The organism is Cellvibrio zantedeschiae (assembly GCF_014652535.1).
GTDB classification, from domain to species: Bacteria; Pseudomonadota; Gammaproteobacteria; order Pseudomonadales; family Cellvibrionaceae; genus Cellvibrio; species Cellvibrio zantedeschiae.
In genome coordinates, this window is sequence record NZ_BMYZ01000001.1 from 360,461 (window position 1) to 377,728 (window position 17,268).

18 protein-coding genes are annotated in these 17,268 nt (G+C 45.2%); 16 read left to right on the forward strand and 2 right to left on the reverse strand.

What is annotated here, in order from left to right; all coding sequences use genetic code 11:
- Positions 1-83: 83 nt before the first annotated feature.
- The 3 genes from ampD to IE104_RS01650 are packed head-to-tail and all read left to right on the forward strand — an operon-like array spanning position 84 to position 2,198.
- Entirely contained in the window at positions 84-632 is a 549-nt protein-coding gene (ampD, locus tag IE104_RS01640) for a 1,6-anhydro-N-acetylmuramyl-L-alanine amidase AmpD (protein ID WP_189415452.1), read from the forward strand.
- 30 nt (positions 633-662) lie between these two features.
- On the forward strand, positions 663-1,676 hold the full coding sequence (ampE, locus tag IE104_RS01645) for a regulatory signaling modulator protein AmpE (protein ID WP_189415454.1): 1,014 nt from the start codon (positions 663-665) through the stop codon (positions 1,674-1,676).
- A 39-nt stretch (positions 1,677-1,715) separates the two neighbouring features.
- Positions 1,716-2,198 carry a YajQ family cyclic di-GMP-binding protein gene (locus tag IE104_RS01650; protein ID WP_189415457.1) on the forward strand — a complete coding sequence of 161 codons (483 nt, stop codon included), beginning with the start codon at positions 1,716-1,718 and terminating at the stop codon, positions 2,196-2,198.
- A 51-nt stretch (positions 2,199-2,249) separates the two neighbouring features.
- Here the strand turns inward: IE104_RS01650 and IE104_RS01655 are convergent, their stop codons facing one another.
- Positions 2,250-3,533, reverse strand: coding sequence for an AmpG family muropeptide MFS transporter (locus IE104_RS01655; RefSeq protein WP_189415459.1), 1,284 nt, complete (start codon positions 3,531-3,533; stop codon positions 2,250-2,252).
- A 31-nt stretch (positions 3,534-3,564) separates the two neighbouring features.
- Complete coding sequence (locus tag IE104_RS01660) at positions 3,565-3,876, reverse strand: MGMT family protein (RefSeq protein ID WP_189415461.1); 312 nt, start codon at positions 3,874-3,876, stop codon at positions 3,565-3,567.
- 143 nt (positions 3,877-4,019) lie between these two features.
- Here IE104_RS01660 and IE104_RS01665 point away from each other — a divergent pair, with 143 nt between their 5' ends.
- The 13 genes from IE104_RS01665 (at position 4,020) to IE104_RS01725 (ending at position 17,264) form a co-directional block, all read left to right on the forward strand.
- Positions 4,020-5,021 (forward strand): DUF481 domain-containing protein, encoded by a 1,002-nt coding sequence (locus IE104_RS01665; protein WP_229837567.1) that lies wholly within the window; start codon positions 4,020-4,022, stop codon positions 5,019-5,021.
- Positions 5,022-5,073: 52 nt separating this feature from the next.
- Complete coding sequence (locus IE104_RS01670) at positions 5,074-5,658, forward strand: FxsA family protein (RefSeq protein ID WP_189415465.1); 585 nt, start codon at positions 5,074-5,076, stop codon at positions 5,656-5,658.
- A 214-nt stretch (positions 5,659-5,872) separates the two neighbouring features.
- Positions 5,873-6,163, forward strand: a complete 291-nt coding sequence (locus IE104_RS01675) for a co-chaperone GroES (RefSeq protein WP_189415467.1) — start codon at positions 5,873-5,875, stop codon at positions 6,161-6,163.
- Between the two features lie 93 nt (positions 6,164-6,256).
- Positions 6,257-7,906: a chaperonin GroEL gene (gene groL, locus IE104_RS01680; protein ID WP_189415469.1), complete on the forward strand. Its 1,650-nt coding sequence runs from the start codon at positions 6,257-6,259 to the stop codon at positions 7,904-7,906.
- 178 nt (positions 7,907-8,084) lie between these two features.
- Positions 8,085-8,669 (forward strand): superoxide dismutase [Fe], encoded by a 585-nt coding sequence (sodB, locus tag IE104_RS01685; RefSeq protein ID WP_189415471.1) that lies wholly within the window; start codon positions 8,085-8,087, stop codon positions 8,667-8,669.
- A 137-nt stretch (positions 8,670-8,806) separates the two neighbouring features.
- The gene (locus tag IE104_RS01690) at positions 8,807-9,547 is read left to right on the forward strand and encodes a hypothetical protein (RefSeq protein WP_189415472.1); all 741 of its coding nucleotides are present in this window, start codon (positions 8,807-8,809) and stop codon (positions 9,545-9,547) included.
- A 110-nt stretch (positions 9,548-9,657) separates the two neighbouring features.
- The gene (locus IE104_RS01695) at positions 9,658-11,178 is read left to right on the forward strand and encodes a fumarate hydratase (RefSeq protein WP_189415474.1); all 1,521 of its coding nucleotides are present in this window, start codon (positions 9,658-9,660) and stop codon (positions 11,176-11,178) included.
- 231 nt (positions 11,179-11,409) lie between these two features.
- Positions 11,410-12,570 (forward strand): methyl-accepting chemotaxis protein, encoded by a 1,161-nt coding sequence (locus IE104_RS01700; RefSeq protein ID WP_189415476.1) that lies wholly within the window; start codon positions 11,410-11,412, stop codon positions 12,568-12,570.
- A gap of 23 nt (positions 12,571-12,593) precedes the next feature.
- On the forward strand, positions 12,594-12,875 hold the full coding sequence (locus IE104_RS01705) for an STAS domain-containing protein (RefSeq protein WP_189415478.1): 282 nt from the start codon (positions 12,594-12,596) through the stop codon (positions 12,873-12,875).
- A gap of 8 nt (positions 12,876-12,883) precedes the next feature.
- On the forward strand, positions 12,884-13,168 hold the full coding sequence (locus IE104_RS01710) for an STAS domain-containing protein (RefSeq protein ID WP_189415479.1): 285 nt from the start codon (positions 12,884-12,886) through the stop codon (positions 13,166-13,168).
- Positions 13,169-13,176: 8 nt separating this feature from the next.
- Positions 13,177-14,877, forward strand: a complete 1,701-nt coding sequence (locus tag IE104_RS01715; RefSeq protein ID WP_189415481.1) for a SpoIIE family protein phosphatase — start codon at positions 13,177-13,179, stop codon at positions 14,875-14,877.
- A gap of 40 nt (positions 14,878-14,917) precedes the next feature.
- A complete protein-coding gene (locus IE104_RS01720; RefSeq protein ID WP_189415483.1) occupies positions 14,918-15,283 on the forward strand; it encodes a response regulator in 366 nt (121 codons plus the stop codon).
- A gap of 46 nt (positions 15,284-15,329) precedes the next feature.
- Entirely contained in the window at positions 15,330-17,264 is a 1,935-nt protein-coding gene (locus IE104_RS01725) for a chemotaxis protein CheA (RefSeq protein ID WP_189415485.1), read from the forward strand.
- Positions 17,265-17,268 lie beyond the last annotated feature (4 nt).

The window sequence follows — 17,268 nt, forward strand, 5'->3', positions numbered from 1 at the left end:
GGATGCAAACACCTGTTCTTCAGTTTATTATGCCCACTCTCTTAAATAGTAAGTGGGCAAAATAACCTAAAGGCAGGCGTTTAGTGATTTCAAATGATGGCTATTTAGCAGCCGCAACCCAGTGCCCGTCTCCCAATACCAATCAGCGTCCAGTTGATCACTCTGTCAGTCTTCTGGTTATCCACAATATCAGCTTGCCCCCAGGTCAATTTGGGACAGGTTGCGTCCAATCCTTCTTTACTAATCAGTTAGACCCCGCTCAACACCCGTATTTTCAAACTATTGCTGAGCTCAAAGTCTCTGCTCATCTCTTTATTGAACGCGACGGAACTGTTACGCAATTTGTTCCTTTCGGTGAGCGAGCCTGGCATGCGGGTGCGTCTTCATTTCACGGTGTTGCAAACTGCAACGATTACAGTATTGGGATTGAGTTGGAAGGTTGCGACAATATTGCTTACACTGACGCCCAATATGAAGCTCTGGCTGAGGTAAGCCGCGAAATTCTGCGAGCCTATCCCGAAATTACCCTTGAACGTATTGTTGGCCATAATGATATAGCCCCTGGTCGCAAAACTGATCCGGGCGAGGCTTTTGACTGGCCCCGCTTTCGCGCCAGCTTGAATACTCGCTGATACAACAGCGTCTAATAACGAGATACCTTTATGATTTTTTTAAGTCTTATTGCCGTGTTGGGCATTATGTATTGGTCGCCAAATAGCGCGAGCGTTTTGCAGCGCGACGGCTGGTTTATTTGGTTGCTCAACCGCGTGCGCGCTTTACCTGCTGCATCTTCATTTCCCTTGTTGCCAATGATCATTGCTTTTGTGCTTCCACTCCTCGCGGTGATGGTGTGTATCTGGGCCATTGTGCATTTTTTGTCGGCTAACTTTTTATTCTTTTTATATGTTCCCGTGCTTTTGTACAGTTTGGGCCGCGGGGATTTTTTAGCGGAATTGAATAATTATATTGAAATTGCCAATCGCGGTGATTCTGTTGCGGCCAGCAAATGGATTGATGATCTTTGTGGCCATGCTGCCAATGATATTTCTGCGTCGGCTGTGGGTGATTGGAAAAGCTTGCACGCTCAAGCACTGAAAGTCATCAGCTATCGTGGATTTGAACGTGCGTTCGCAGTGTTATTTTGGTTTGTTATTGCGGGGGCTGTTGGCGCGCTCTTGTATCGTTTGAGTGCCATCTATCGCGAACAAACCGTTCCTCACTCAAACGAAGCGGCGTTGGCAGATAAGTGGCTGTGGTTAATTGAATTCCCCGCTGTACGCTTAATGGGGCTAACCTGGGCGTTCGTCGGTAATTTTGATAGCTGCCCACTGCGCGACAGTTTGCTGGACGTTGAAAATTCCTCCATGACTATTTTGAATAATAGTTTGCGCGGCGCTCTAGGTGCTCCTACAGATTTATATGTTAAACCTGTTGTGGTAGTGGATGCGGAAGCGACGCCCGCTGAAGTAGCAGAAGCTGCAGAAGAGCTTGCGGAAGCGGAGCAAGAAGCAGAAGAGAACGCGCAAGAAATCATTGAAGATTTGGTGGGGATTACCCTTAGCCCGCAAGCAGAACCTGCTTATTCTTTTGCCTTGGTAAAATCCAGCGTGCCTTTGTATTCGCGTTCACTTTTATTCTGGGTGGGCGCTATCGCTTTTGCGACTTTGTTTATTTAAGCATTTCTTTAAAATTTTTGTTTGTAGAGGTAACTAACAATGCCATCATTTGATGTGGTTTCAGAAGTTGACAAACACGCGCTTACTAATGCGGTAGATCAAGCCAGCAAAGTAATAACTAGTCGCTACGACTTCAAAGGTGTAGATGCAAAGTTTGACCGTAAAGAATACGAAATTACGGTTACGGCTGATACCGAGTATCAGCTTGATGCTATGTTGGATGCATTAAGAACAGCGCTGCCTAAAAATGGTATTGGTGTTTCGTGTCTTGAGATCAAAAAAATCCAAACTGCTGGCAAACAAGTGAAGAGAGATATCGTTGTTCGTACCGGCGTGGAAACCGAGCTTGCGAAAAAAATCGTTAAAATGACGAAAGACCAAAAGCTGAAAGTGCAAGCTGCAATTCAAGGCGACCAGGTGAGAATTACCGGCAAAAAGCGCGATGATTTGCAAGAGTGTATTGCAATGTTGCGCGCGGCAGAGTTTGAAATGCCTTTGCAGTATATTAATTTTAGGGATTAACCCTATTTACCGCATGACGAAAAAAGCAGGCGTAGCAATGCGTCTGCTTTTTTATTTCGCATCCGTTTTATTCCACAACCACGCCAGCAGCAGCAAGGTCGGTATAACCGAAAGTGTGCTGAATATAAAAAATGTTTGGTAATTGGTTGCTTCCACAATATAGCCTGAAACCCCGCCAATAAATTTCCCTGGTAAATTTGCGAGTGACGCGAGCAGCGCATATTGTGTTGCGGTGAAGTTGCGATCTGTAAGGCTCGACATAAATGCAACCAACACAACGCCAGCGAAACCTTGCGATAAGTTATCGGCACTAATCGTTGCAAAAAATGCCCACTGCTCAGAGGGGTGAATTGCCATTAATAAATAAGCCAGATTGGAAATTGAAACTGCAATTGCTGCAATCACCAGCATGGGTTTGATATTAAAAGCGGCAACGCAAACACCGCCTATAAATGCTCCCGCAATACCAATCCATACACCGTAGAGTTTTGAGATTGTCGCAATGTCGGCTTTGGTAAATCCTGAGTCTAAATAAAATGGCCCTGCTAGAACACCAATCATTTGGTCTGGTAATTTAAAAAGTCCAACAAAGGCTAGGAGAGCCAACGCGAGTAGAATGCCGTTGCGTGAAAAGAATTCCTGGAAAGGTTTTATAAACGCATCTTGAATGCGAATTTCGCGCACAGTCACTTTTTCAGGATTGGGTTCTTTCGATAAAAGCACAGCGATAAGCGGCAAAAGAATGCAGGCTGCCATTGCCAGATAAGCATTAGTCCAGCCTACAAGTTCTGCTAAATAGAGCGTAACGGCGCCAGATAAAATTAATCCAATCCGGTAACCCAAAATATAAGTCGCTGCGAGCGCTGCCTGCGATTCGACGGGGGCAATTTCGATTCGGTAAGCATCCATGACTGTGTCTTGTGTTGCGCCTGCAAATGCCGTTAATCCAGCAAGAATAGTGAAGACAATTAATGACGAGCCCGGTCCTATAACAGCCATGCTTGTTAAAGAAATGATTAACAATATTTGCGACGCAACCAACCAACCTTTGCGGCGACCCAAAAAGGGCAGGGGGTAGCGATCAATTAAGGGCGCCCATAAAAATTTAAGCACATAAAAAAAGCTCGCGTAACTGACTAATCCAATTGCGCTGAGAGCGACGCCGGTATCGCGCAGCCAGGTAGAAAGTGTATAGCCCACTAATAAAAATGGCAGGGCAGAGCCGACACCTAAAAACATCATAGTTACTGCTGAGGGGGTGGCAAATGCGCGTTGAATTCCTCGCCAGCCTTTATAATTATTTTTATCATTCGACGTTAAAGTTTCTGTGCTCATAAGTAGTGGCTGCGTTTAGTAAAAATAAAATTTAGTAGGCGTAAATTGATAATTTAATTTTACCGTTATTAATTACGACACCTTCTTTTTCAAGGCGTCGTATTTGTTCGCGGTATGAATCCGAATTTTCAGGTAGCGAAAGTTTTCCTTGTGAATTGATAACTCTGTGCCAAGGCAAGCGCGAACCCGCCGGCAGCCCGCACATCAACCGACCCGCTAAACGCGCGCCGTTAGGCATGCCGGCCAGCTTGGCGAGATTACCATAGGTGATAACTTTGCCTTTGGGGACTTGTGCAAGCGCCAGATAAATGGCTTCTCTACGTTGTTCTTGAGTCTCTAGCATAGCGTCCGTCAAAGATTGGGTGAATCCGAGGGTGACTAACCATAATTAACACTAATTAATTTGCCTATTAACAGATCAGGCTTTCTAATTCGATTATGACAGTTACAGTGACGATTTTTCCAGTGAAGCCATTTTTCATTTTTTTGAGTTTAATAATCAGTGTTAATTTGCAAGCTGGGGTTATTGTTCTCGCCAATGGCGATAGCGTCAGCGGTCAATTGGTACGCTTGGATGGTGAGCAACTCGTATGGAAGACCGCTAATTTTGGCGAGCAATCCATCAAACGCACCAATATCAAATCCATTACAACCGACCAAAAATTAAAGATCAACGGAAGCACCCAAGCCTGCCGTTTAGTCGCAATGGAAAGTGACTATCTCAGTTACACCTGCGGCGATGATGCTCAGATTATCAGGGTACCGTTCTTAACGCTTAAAGTTATACAGCCGTTTGAAGATTACAAAAAAGATGCGTTAATCCACCACGGTAAAATTAATTTGTGGGGTGCTTATTCGCGTGGTAACGAAGTGCGCGATGAGTGGAATTTGCAGGCGGAGGCTGATTTAAGGCTTGGTGAATTTCGCCATGTGTTGGGTGGTGAATATGCGCGCTCATCCTGGTTTTATTCGGTACCGCAAACTCGTTGGAATGCACGTTATTCGCTCGACTGGTTTCTTCAAGAGCGCTGGTTCTGGTACAACAATACGGTAATTGGTGCAGATCCCCGCCGCGGCTTGGATGAATATGTTTTGTTGGGTTCCGGTGCGGGTTATCAATTTTGGGAAAATAAAAAGACCGCGCTCTCGCTAAAAACTGGCGTAGCATATCTCAATGAAAAATATCTCCCGCCTAATAAAAATACCCAGGATTTCGTGCACGGCGATGAATTTTATGCAATTCGGCTCGGCATGGATTTTCGTTATACCTTTCCCATGGGCGTCTCGTTTTTTCACAATAATGAATTGATCCATTCGCTGGAAAATACTGCTGACTGGCGCTTGAAAACCGCCTCGGGGATCAGCTCCATGATTCTCAACAAAGTGTTTGCGGAATTTAAGTTTGATTATTTAGTCGACAATGAGCCCCAGCCGGGCCGTGAAGGAGAGGACACTCGTCTTTCGCTCGGTGTCAGTTACAAGTGGTAAGCCTTCCCGCAACAAATGATAGAATAGGCGCTTCATTGTTGAGGAAAAAGATATGCGTTTAGGTTTGTTGTGGTTTTTGGTAGTGCTGTTTGCAGAGATCTGGTCGATTATCAAAATGAGTGAGCATATCGGCGGCTGGGCAACATTTGTATTGCTTATCGCTGGTTTCTTTTTTGGTCTTCAGCTGATGCGCGCCCAGGGCATCAACGCCATGATTAAAGCCAATCTAGCCGCGCAAACTGCCAAATCCCCTTTGGGGCCAATTGCCGAAGGTATAGTTAAGGCGTTTGCTGGTGTTCTTCTTATCATCCCCGGTTTTTTTAGCGATCTTATTGCGATCCTCATTCTGCTGCCTTTTGTACGCAAAGGCTTTGCCCGTTATTTGGCCAAGAAGGGCCAATTCCAGGGCTTTGCTAATGGAAGTTTTGGGTCGGGTGGCTTTGGAGCTTTTGGCGGATTTGGAAGGCCGAGTGCTAACGATGATTTTGCAGGCGGAAACGTCTATGAGCACGACGGTAGTGCCAAGGTGAATACAGCCAGCGACCGCACCTTGAAAGATAAGCTAAGTGGCGAAGATGCCATTGAAGGCGAAGTAATAGAGCTGAAAACCGGTAAAAAACCTAAAGATCCCACCTAATTGCGGAATTTTTTTGCGTTCGCAGTTGAAATCCCTAATCCAAGCCCCATCTGCTGTTCACCCCATAGCGAGTTGTCGTCTAACTCGCTTATCTGGCGGTCTTGAAGTGCTCAAAATCGTCACTTTTTACATTGCTGAGGCTAGCCTCAGGTTACCCAATCGCTGAGGTTGTCCTCGGGTTTGTTAATAACGCTAGTTTAGGAGACTTGTGTCCATGAAAATTCGTCCGTTACATGATCGTGTTGTGGTTCGCCGCAAAGAAGAAGAAACCAAAACTGCTGGTGGCATCATCCTTTCAGGTGCAGCTAAAGAAAAGCCAAACCAAGGTGAAGTTCTTGCCGTGGGTAATGGCCGTGTATTGGCTAGCGGTGAATTGCGTCCGTTGGATGTGAAAGTGGGTGACATTGTTGTATTCGGTAAATACGCCGGCAGCGACACCATTAATATCGATGGCGAAGAATTAGTGATTTTGAACGAAAGCGATATCAAAGCTGTTTTGGTGTAAATCAAAAGCGGTTCGATCGCAGTTCAACTCAAATAAAGAATCCCGAAATCTAATGATTTCCTCGTGTTAACGAATTATTGAAGGTAGAAGATTATGTCTGCAAAAGAAGTGAAATTTGGCGATAGCGCCCGTCAACGTATGCTGGTTGGTGTAAACATTTTGGCTGATGCTGTTAAAGCAACCCTCGGCCCAAAAGGTCGTAATGTTGTGTTGGAAAAATCTTTCGGCGCACCAACTGTAACCAAAGACGGTGTATCTGTAGCGAAAGAAATCAGCTTGAAAGACAAGTTTGAAAACATGGGCGCACAAATGTTGAAAGAAGTTGCTTCACGCGCTTCTGATGATGCTGGTGACGGCACCACTACTGCAACCGTACTTGCGCAAGCTATCGTAAACGAAGGTTTGAAATCAGTTGCTGCTGGCATGAATCCAATGGATTTGAAGCGCGGTATCGACAAAGCAATTACTGCGGCTGTTGCGCACGTTAAATCTATTTCTCAACCATGTACTGACAGCAAATCAATCGCACAAGTGGGCAGCATTTCTGCCAACAGCGATACCTCTGTAGGTGATTTGATTGCTCAGGCAATGGACAAAGTAGGCAAAGAAGGCGTTATTACCGTTGAAGAAGGCACCAGCCTTGAAAACGAGTTGGATGTTGTTGAAGGTATGCAATTCGACCGCGGTTACTTGTCCCCCTACTTCATCAACAACCAGGACAGCATGAGCGTTGAGCATGATCATCCGTTCATTTTGTTGGTTGATAAGAAAATTTCTAACATCCGCGAATTGTTGCCAGTTCTCGAAGGCGTTGCTAAATCAGGCAAGCCATTAATCATTGTGGCTGAAGATGTTGAAGGCGAAGCTTTGGCGACTTTGGTTGTGAACAACATTCGCGGTATCGTAAAAGTTGCTGCTTGTAAGGCTCCAGGTTTTGGTGATCGTCGTAAAGCCATGTTGCAAGACATCGCTGTATTGACTGGCGCTACCGTAATTTCTGAAGAAGTTGGTTTGGATTTGGAATCAGCTACTGTTGAGCATTTGGGTACTGCCAAACGCGTAACATTAAACAAAGAAAACACCGTGATAGTTGATGGTGCTGGTAAAGCTGACGAGATCCAAACTCGCGTTGCGCAAATTCGCGTACAAATCGAAGAAACTACTTCTGATTACGATCGCGAAAAATTGCAAGAGCGCGTAGCGAAATTGGCTGGCGGTGTAGCGGTAATTAAAGTTGGTGCTGCTACTGAAATGGAAATGAAAGAGAAGAAAGCACGAGTTGAAGATGCCCTGCACGCTACCCGTGCTGCGGTAGAAGAAGGCGTAGTTCCTGGCGGTGGTACTGCATTGTTGCGCGCTGTTGCTGCAATCGCTGATTTGAAAGGCGACAACGAAGACCAAAACGCCGGTATCGCAATTGCTCGCCGCGCTATGGAAGCACCATTGCGTCAAATCGTTGCAAACGCGGGTGACGAGCCATCTGTTATCGCTGACAAAGTGAAACAAGGTTCAGGTAACTTTGGTTACAACGCTGCGACTTCTGTATACGGCGACATGATTGAAATGGGTATTCTCGATCCAGCAAAAGTAACTCGCTCTGCATTGCAGGCTGCGGGTTCAATCGCTGGTTTGATGATTACCACTGAAGCCATGGTTGCTGATTTGCCAGAAGATAAACCAGCTGCCGGTGGTGGCCACGATATGGGTGGCATGGGCGGTATGGGTGGCATGGGCGGCTTCTAAGTCTGCACAAAAAAGGCGCGTTTATCGCGCCTTTTTTCTTTTAAACGATAAACATTTTCATCTAGCAAAAAACTATTAAGTAGATAAAAGATTTTGGTTATACGGTTCGCTGAATCTGGCATACAATCCGCAACCGCATAGAAAGAAATTTTCCCCACCGTGAATTAGGAGAATCCTCATGGCCTTTGAATTACCAGCATTACCATACGCAAAAGACGCATTAGCTCCACACATTTCTGCAGAAACTCTCGATTTTCACCATGGCAAACACCACAAAACTTATGTTGATAAGTTGAACGGTTTAATCCCAGGTACCGAGTTTGAAGGCAAGAGTTTGGAAGACATTATCAAAACTTCTTCTGGCGGTGTATTTAACAACGCTGCGCAAATTTGGAACCACACTTTCTACTGGCACTGCTTGAGCCCAAATGGCGGCGGCGCTGCAACTGGTGCAGTTGCTGAAGCTATCAACAAAGCATTCGGTTCTTTCGAGAAATTCAAAGAAGATTTCACCAACTCTTCTATCAACAACTTCGGTTCTTCATGGACCTGGTTAGTGAAAAAAGCTGATGGTTCTGTTGCGATTGTTAACACCAGCAACGCCGGTACTCCGTTGACCGACGCTTCTGTAACGCCAATCCTGACTGTGGATTTGTGGGAACACGCTTACTACATCGACTACCGCAACGCGCGCCCAACTTACTTAAATGCTTTCTGGGCATTGGTAAACTGGGAATTCGTGAACGCCAACTACGCTAAGTAATTTGCGATAGTGGGTTGCTAAAAACGGGTCTTCGGGCCCGTTTTGCTTTTACGGCTAATAATCACCCTATGTTTGTGGTGGTTGCTGCTATAAAATGCGCGTCAGTTTTCATTTATTCTGTTTAGGTAGATTGCATTATGGAACGCAGAGAACCAACCCTTTCCGGTAGCGCCAATAACTCTAATGGCGGCGATCGCGATGAAGCCCCCATTCGCCGCACTAGTCCTGTTTACGATGAGCCTCGTGCGAGCCGCGCGTCAGGATCTTCATCCAGTTCACTGCCGGCTATCGCTTTAGCTGTAGGCTTGGTAGGTCTGGCGGCAGCGGCAATTCTCGGTTGGCAGTTATTTGAAACCCAGGCCAAGCTGGTTAAAGATGCTGCACGTATCGCTCAGCTTGAAAGTCAGTTGGATGTTACCTCAACTAATTCGACGCAATCAGTTGGCGCTTTGCAAATTAATTTGCAAAAAGTAGACGGCGATGTGAAAAAGCTACAGGAAGTTGTGCGCAAACTAAATGCTGATCACGACGCTAAACTCGCTTCATTGGGCAAATCGCTTGATGGTGCAAAGGCTGAAATTAACAGCTTGAAAGGTGATGCAAATTCCCTCAAGCAAGATTCTCTTGCGCACAAAGCAACGCTGGATGAAATCGCTCCTCACTTTGACGCTGTGGAAAAAAATATCGCCGCGCAAAGCAAAAAAATTGCCGATGTGTCTGCCAGCGTAAACGCCATGTTGAATCAAGTTAAGAGCGCAGAAGGTTTGGCGTCACGCATTACCAAAACCGAAGAAGCGATTGATGCGATTGATGACAACCGACGCACCATCAACCGTGATTTGCTGCAGATTAAGCAACAGCTTGGTATTAAGAATTAAGTTCTAACTCCGCTCATCCTGAGCTTGTCGAAAGATATGGTTCGACAGGCTCACCATGAGCGGTACTTCCCTCATGAGCCACACAGTCTCACAGACTTTAGAGATATCCCATGCCCACCATTATCCGCCAGCAAGACCTGATCGATAGCGTCGCCGACGCGCTACAATTTATCTCCTATTATCACCCCGTAGATTTCATCCAGGCAGTGCACCAAGCCTACGAGCGCGAGCAAAATAAGGCAGCGAAAGATGCCATGGCGCAAATCCTGATTAACTCACGCATGTGCGCTATGGGGCACCGCCCAATTTGTCAGGACACGGGCATTGTTACCGTGTTTGCGACTGTGGGTATGGATGTGCAGTGGGATGCTCAGTTGAGCCTCACCGACATGATCAACGAAGGTGTGCGTCGCGCTTACCAAAATCCGGATAACGTACTACGTGCATCTATCCTTGCCGATCCAGATGGTGCGCGCAAAAACACGGGCGACAACACGCCTGCGATCATCCACTACAACATAGTTCCAGGTAATACCGTGGACGTTCACGTAGCGGCTAAAGGCGGTGGTTCAGAAGCCAAGACCAAATTTGCGATGTTGAATCCATCTGATTCGGTGGTGGATTGGGTGTTGAAAGTGGTTCCAGAAATGGGCGCTGGCTGGTGCCCCCCGGGTATGCTCGGTATCGGCATTGGCGGCACGGCAGAGAAGGCGATGCAGCTCGCGAAAGAGTCGTTGTTGGAGCCGGTAGATATTCAGGAGCTGCAAGCGCGTGGTGCGAGCAATCGCTCGGAAGAATTACGCCTTGAGTTGTACGACAAAGTAAACCGCTTGGGTATTGGCGCTCAAGGTCTTGGTGGTCTAACGACTGTGTTGGATGTAAAAGTAAAAGATTACCCAACGCACGCCGCCAACAAACCTGTCGCCATTATCCCTAACTGCGCCGCCACGCGCCACGCGCACTTTGTGTTAGATGGTTCCGGCCCAAGTTTCCAAACTCCACCGTCTTTGGACGATTGGCCAGAAATTACTTGGGAAACCGGCGACGATGTCCGCCGCGTCAATCTCGACACAGTGACTCCGGAAGAAGTACAAACCTGGAAGACCGGCGAAACCATCCTGCTCAGCGGCAAGATGCTTACCGGCCGTGATGCTGCCCACAAGAAAATGACCGACCTTCTGGCAAAAGGCGAGCCTTTACCGGTGGATATGAAAGGCCGCTTCATTTATTACGTTGGTCCGGTTGATCCAATTCGCGACGAAGTGGTTGGCCCCGCCGGCCCCACCACCGCAACGCGCATGGACAAGTTCACCCGCACTATGCTCGAACAAACTGGTTTGCTTGGCATGATTGGTAAATCTGAGCGCGGTCAAATTGCCATTGAAGCGATTCGCGATAACAAATCCGTGTACTTGATGGCTGTGGGTGGCGCTGCTTATTTGGTAGCCCAAGCGATTAAATCAGCTAAAGTGTTGGGTTTCCCTGAGTTAGGAATGGAGGCTATCTACGAGTTCGACGTGAAAGATATGCCGGTGACCGTAGCGGTAGATTCACGTGGTGAGTCGGTACACATCACCGGTCCTAAAATCTGGAAAGCCAAAATTGAAGAGCAAACCTTGACGGTGAGTTAATCGCCCTAAAAGCTAAAAAAACCGGAGCCTGAAAACTCCGGTTTTTTTATGGGCCATTTTCACGACGCCCGAACAAAAAGAAATTTATGCGCCAAGTTCAATAAGGCTGAGCATTTGCAGCATCTTGCCAATTCCCTGCTAGGCTTTAAATATTCATGAGAAGTTGCGTCAATAAAGCGGTTATTAAATTCGCTGCGGATGACGATTCCTTTGCATTAGCCGGAACAAGAAATGCAGGTTAAACATATTTTACTTATCAGTGTTGCGCTCGTAGGCGGTTGGCTTTTGAGTGTTTATCTCTACGCTTGGTTAGGGATTGGCTTTGCCGTTGCCACTATGTTTTATTTTACCCACCTAAAAACCAATGAAGTGACTGAAGCTATTCAGCGCAACAAGAACTCCCGTGATCAGCTTGATCAAAACTTTAATACCGCGTTAAAAGAAACCGGTACCCTTATCAAAGATGCATTGCATGAATCCACCCACAGCATGGATTTATTGTTAGGCATTCAGTCAGATGCAATTAATACCCTGTCTAATGCTTTCAGCGGATTGAGCGAGCTTTTAAAACAACAGCAAAGTGAAATAAATAATCTATTACTCGATTTTAACGGCGAGCATGATGATAGCGGAAAAAGCTGTGAGCGCATGAATGCGTTTGCAGCAAACACTTCCAAGACTATGGGCCGCTTTGTCGATACTACAGTTCAGATGAGTTCGGCATCCAATGATCTTGTTGCCAAGGTGAACTACATTGCCAATCAAATGCCTGAGGTGTTAAAGGCGTTAAAAGATATTGACCAAATTGCTGCGCAAACAAATTTACTCGCATTAAATGCGGCAATTGAGGCGGCGCGCGCAGGTGAGAGCGGGCGCGGTTTCGCAGTTGTGGCAGATGAAGTGCGTGCGCTTTCAAATCGTTCGGCAGGTTTCAGCCACGATATCCAATCCCAATTAAACCACGTGAATGATGCAATCAGCAGCCTGACTAATGAAGTTAGCCTTGCTGCATCGCAGGATATGTCTTATGTGGTGGGCGCCAAGCGCGACGTTGAAACCGCTATTGACGAACTTTTGGAAAAATCAAAAGCCGATAAAATTATTGCAAGTCGCTTAAATAAAATCTCGACTGATCTTGCGCGTGCATTGCACGATGCTATGCGAGGTTTGCAATTTGAAGATATGACTTCGCAAAATATTCGCCACTCGCGCGCTCGCCTGCAGTCCCTCGAATCGATTGTACAAACATTGCGTGTTGATACCAAAAACCTGGCTGTCATCGAAGCGAGCCTTACCGCGGAGCTGGACAGGTTTCGCCATGCCAACGTGGATCAAAAAGATAATCCTGTTTCGGCCTCATCCATGCAAAGTGGTGATGTAGAGTTATTTTAAATTGTGTTGCAAAGGAAAATTTTATGTCGAATGTTATCAAGATGCCAAAGCGATTTGACTACAGTGCGAGTTCTGAATTTAATAATTTACTAGCGGACATGCTTGCCAAACACGGTGAAGGGGCAAAGATATTATTGGATTGCATTAGTATGGATTACATTGATAGTGCTGGAATTGGTCTTCTGGTAATGGCACATAAAAAAGCCATGTCAAGTCACTCCAGCATTGCTGTTATTAATGTTAAACCCTCTACTAAAGAGATACTGCTGCTGGCTAACTTACAAAAACTAATCGAAATTAAATAGGGGGATGTATGTCTGGTATTGAAATAATTCGTTTGCCCAGCAGGTTTGACTATTCCTTTCATCGCCAATTCGGTGACTTGTACACGCCATTAATCGAAGGCGGTGAGTGTGACGATATTATCCTGGATTTTAGCCAGGTTGAATATTTGGATTCTTCCGCGCTCGGTATGATGGTATTGCTGCAAAAAAAATCCTCAGTAAATAATATCAAGGTAAAAATTAAAGGTGCACGAGGCGCTACTGATGAAATTTTAAAAATGGCCAACATGCAAAAAATATTTGAGTTCATTTAGTTCCGCATATGCCACCGATTGTTCAAAAAGCATCTCGCGTTCTTGTTGTTGACGACGATGAGATGCTCAACTATTTGTTTTGCAGCTTTTTAAATTCAAAAGGTTTGCAGACAGTAACGGCGCATAGCTTGGGTAGTGCAAAAGTTGTTTTGCAAACAGAAAGTGAAATAGATTTAATTCTGCTGGATTACCAATTGGGTGATGGCGTTGGGATGGATTTGTTGATTCCGGAATCCATGGTTGGTTATATGAGCAATCCACCCGTCATCATGATCAGCGCCAATGAAGAGCCGCAATTTTTAGAACAATGTTTTTTAGGCGGTGTCGACGACTATATTATCAAACCGGTCAATTTATCCCTGCTGGCTTTAAAGGTTGAGGCCTTGATTAAATCGGTTGGCATGCAGCGGCTGATTAAAACCCAAAATGATGAGTTGGAGAGATTCAAAGCCGAATCTGAACGCGAAGAGCAAATAGCCAAGTTTACTTACGAATATTTATTGCGACAAAACTCTTACGAATATGAGGGCGTTGATGTTTGGCTAAAATCGTTTGCTGCTTTTAGTGGCGATATGATGTTGGTTAAAAAATCCCCCAGCGGAAATTTATATTTTATTTTAGCGGATGCTACGGGGCATGGTTTATCTGCCGCTATCACCATTATGCCGGTGGTGACTATTTTTAATAGCATGGTCTCTAAAGGTTTTCATGTTCAAAAAATCGTAACTGAAATTAACCGCAAGTTAGTTACAGACACACCTGCGGATAGATTTGTAGCGGCAATCCTTATTGAAATAAATCCCTTTCGTCGCGAATTCAATATTTGGAATGGCGGTATGCCACCTGCGTTGTGGATACATAAGGGCGCCATACTCCACGAATTTCATTCTGCGCACATGGCTATGGGAATATTGGATGAAACCCAATTTGATGCCAGCGTCACCACTATAGATCTGCCTGAAGAAGGCTTTATTTTTGCGTATAGCGATGGCCTCACCGAGCAAGAAAACGCAAAGCAAGAACCATATTCTATTGATCGCGTAATTGAAGTCATTAAAGCGCAGCCGGACAATTTGCTAGAGGCCCTATCCAACAACTTACTGCAATACGCAGACACTACTAATTATTCAGACGATATTTCTGTCTGCATGATTCGACCTGCGCTGGTGTTTGAAGATTTAAGCGATTCCATTGTTTCGCCAAAGCCCGGGGGACTCTCGTCAGCGACTGACGACAAGTTCGAGTGGAGCGTTAAATTATCGGGGCGCCAATTGGAAAATTGCGAAATGCCACCGCTGTGCAATCATTTTTTACAACAGATAGGTGTAGATCAGCAGGTCTGCCAAAAGATATTTGCGGTTATAGCAGAGATGGTAAGTAATGCAATTGATCATGGCGTATTAGGTTTGTCATCAGGAATTAAAGAAAATCCCGATGGCTTTATTCAGTATTTTTATAAGCGTGAGGAGCGCCTCAAAACACTAACAAATGATGATTTCGTAAAACTTTCTATTACTTGGGCGCCAGAAAAAACGGGTGGGCGTTTTGTATTGGAAGTGGAAGATAGTGGTTCGGGTTACTCAAATATACAAGGCGAAGATGAGACCAATACAAAGCGTTCGGGCAGAGGTAATCAGTTAATTCGAAAGTTATCTGAGTCGGTCGAAATTATTGCTCCAGGTAATAAAATCCGAGCTACCATTAAATGATCTTTAAATTGTTACATAGGACGACGACAGGGCATTGTTTATGAGTAAGCACATATTAATTGTTGATGATTCAACTTCAGTTCGCCAGATGGTGGAGGCGACACTTAAATCAGCAAGTTATACCGTGACTGCGGCAAAAGATGGACTTGAAGCATTTAATTTATGCAAAACAGCAAGCTTCGATTTTGTGTTAACAGATCAGAATATGCCAAACATGGATGGGCTCACATTAATTAAATCCCTGCGCGGCTTAGGCAATTATGCGAAAACTCCCATAGTTGTCTTAACCACTGAAGCGAGTGACAGTATGAAGGCTCAAGGGCGTGCCGCCGGTGCAACAGGCTGGATGGTAAAACCCTTCGACCCGGCCAAGTTGTTGGAAGTGGCAAAAAAAGTACTGGGTTGATTTGGTTAATCATAGTTAAAACTGGGAATGCAATGGAACGTTAATTATGTCGATCGACATGAAACAATTTCACTCCGTTTTTTTTGATGAGAGCCAAGAGCATCTTGATGAAATGGAGCACCTGCTACTGGATTTGAATACGGAAGATCCCGATGCAGAAGAACTCAACAGTATTTTTCGCGCAGCACATTCCATTAAAGGCGGCAGCGGTATTTTTGGGTTTGATGCCTTGGGTTCTGTTACACACATTATGGAAAGCCTGCTTGATAAAGTTCGCCAGGGTAAGTTGGCAATTAATCCGTCCATGGTAGATTTATTTTTAAGCTCGGTGGATGTGTTAAAGGGTATTCTCGATAGTTACAAATCTGGCAACGACATTGATTGGCTCAGTGCCAACAAAATTTGTGAGCGTTTAGAGTCTGTCACCCAACCAAAAGAAGTTGAACCAGAAATTGAAGGCTTTGGTCTTTTTGTTGAGCCTGAAATAGATGTTGAAGATGGCTTTGGCTTTTTTGGCGATCCGTTATTGCCATCACAAGAAGACGCCTATGGTTTTTTTGATGAAGAAATAGTGCCGGTTTCAAAACCATCCAGGAAAACAAAAAAAGCTCCCGCCAAACAAAATCCATCAGAACAAAAAAATTCAACAGGTGAAATCAGCAATCAAGCGCTTGCGCCTGCTTCTGAATCCATTACAGAAAATACTTCTGCAACTATTTCTGAAAAAGAAGCCTTATTAAAAGAAGTTGCCAGTGCGCCTGTTACCAAAACAAAAACTACAGATGGAACTGCAAGCGAAAATAGTTCTATCCGGGTAGATGTCACTAAAGTCGATCAATTAATTAATCTGGTTGGTGAAATTGTCATTACCCAATCCATGCTTAATCTCATCGGAAAAAGTATTGATGGCGCTTTGGGAGAAAAATTTCAAAGCGTGGCCGCTGAACTGGAACGCAACACGCGTGAAATTCAGGAAGCTGTCATGTCTATTCGCATGCTACCGGTTTCGTTTGTATTTAATCGTTTTCCGCGTGTGGTCCGTGATTTATCGACAAAATTAGGTAAATCCATAGATCTGATTATTGAAGGCGGCGATACCGAATTGGATAAAGGTTTAACAGAAAAGCTGGTAGATCCCTTAACGCATTTGGTGCGCAACTCTATAGACCACGGTATTGAATCCAATGAATTGCGTGCAGACCGCAATAAAAATCCCACCGGTAAAGTTATTTTAAAAGCGGCTCAGCAGGGTGGCAGTATTGTCATCAGTATTAGCGACGACGGTGGCGGTTTGAACCGGGAAAAAATTCTTGCAAAAGCGCGCGAAAAAAATATCCCCATTGGCGATAGCCCAAGCGATTCAGAAGTGTGGCAACTCATTTTTGCACCCGGTTTTTCAACAGCTGCGCAAATTACCGATGTGTCTGGTCGTGGTGTTGGCTTGGATGTCGTTAAACGCAACGTGCAATCTCTAGGTGGCCGTATCGATATAGAGTCGCAAGAAGGTTTGGGTGCGACTTTTACCATTCGTTTGCCACTGACACTCGCAATTGTAGATGGCATGTGTGTATCTGTAGGCAACCAAACTTTTATCATTCCGCTTGTGAATATTGTTGAATCCATGCAGCCCCTCAAAAAAGATATCAAAACATTGGTGGGCGACGATCAGCTTTTATTAGTACGGGATCAATATTGGCCAATTTTACCTCTCTACAAAGCTATGCAATTAGAGCCGCAATTTACTGAGCCCCATCAAGGTATAGCAGTATTGATAGAGGCGAATAAACATCGTTTTGCATTATTTGTGGATGGTTTGGTTGGGCAGCAACAGGTGGTGATCAAGAGTTTGGAACAACACTACAAACGTGTGCAGGGTGTCGCTGGCGCAACCATTATGGGCGACGGCAGTGTGGCTTTGATATTAGATGTGGAATCACTGGCAGTTAGCGCCGCGCCCAATTCGTTGCAACAAGCGAGTTAAGAGC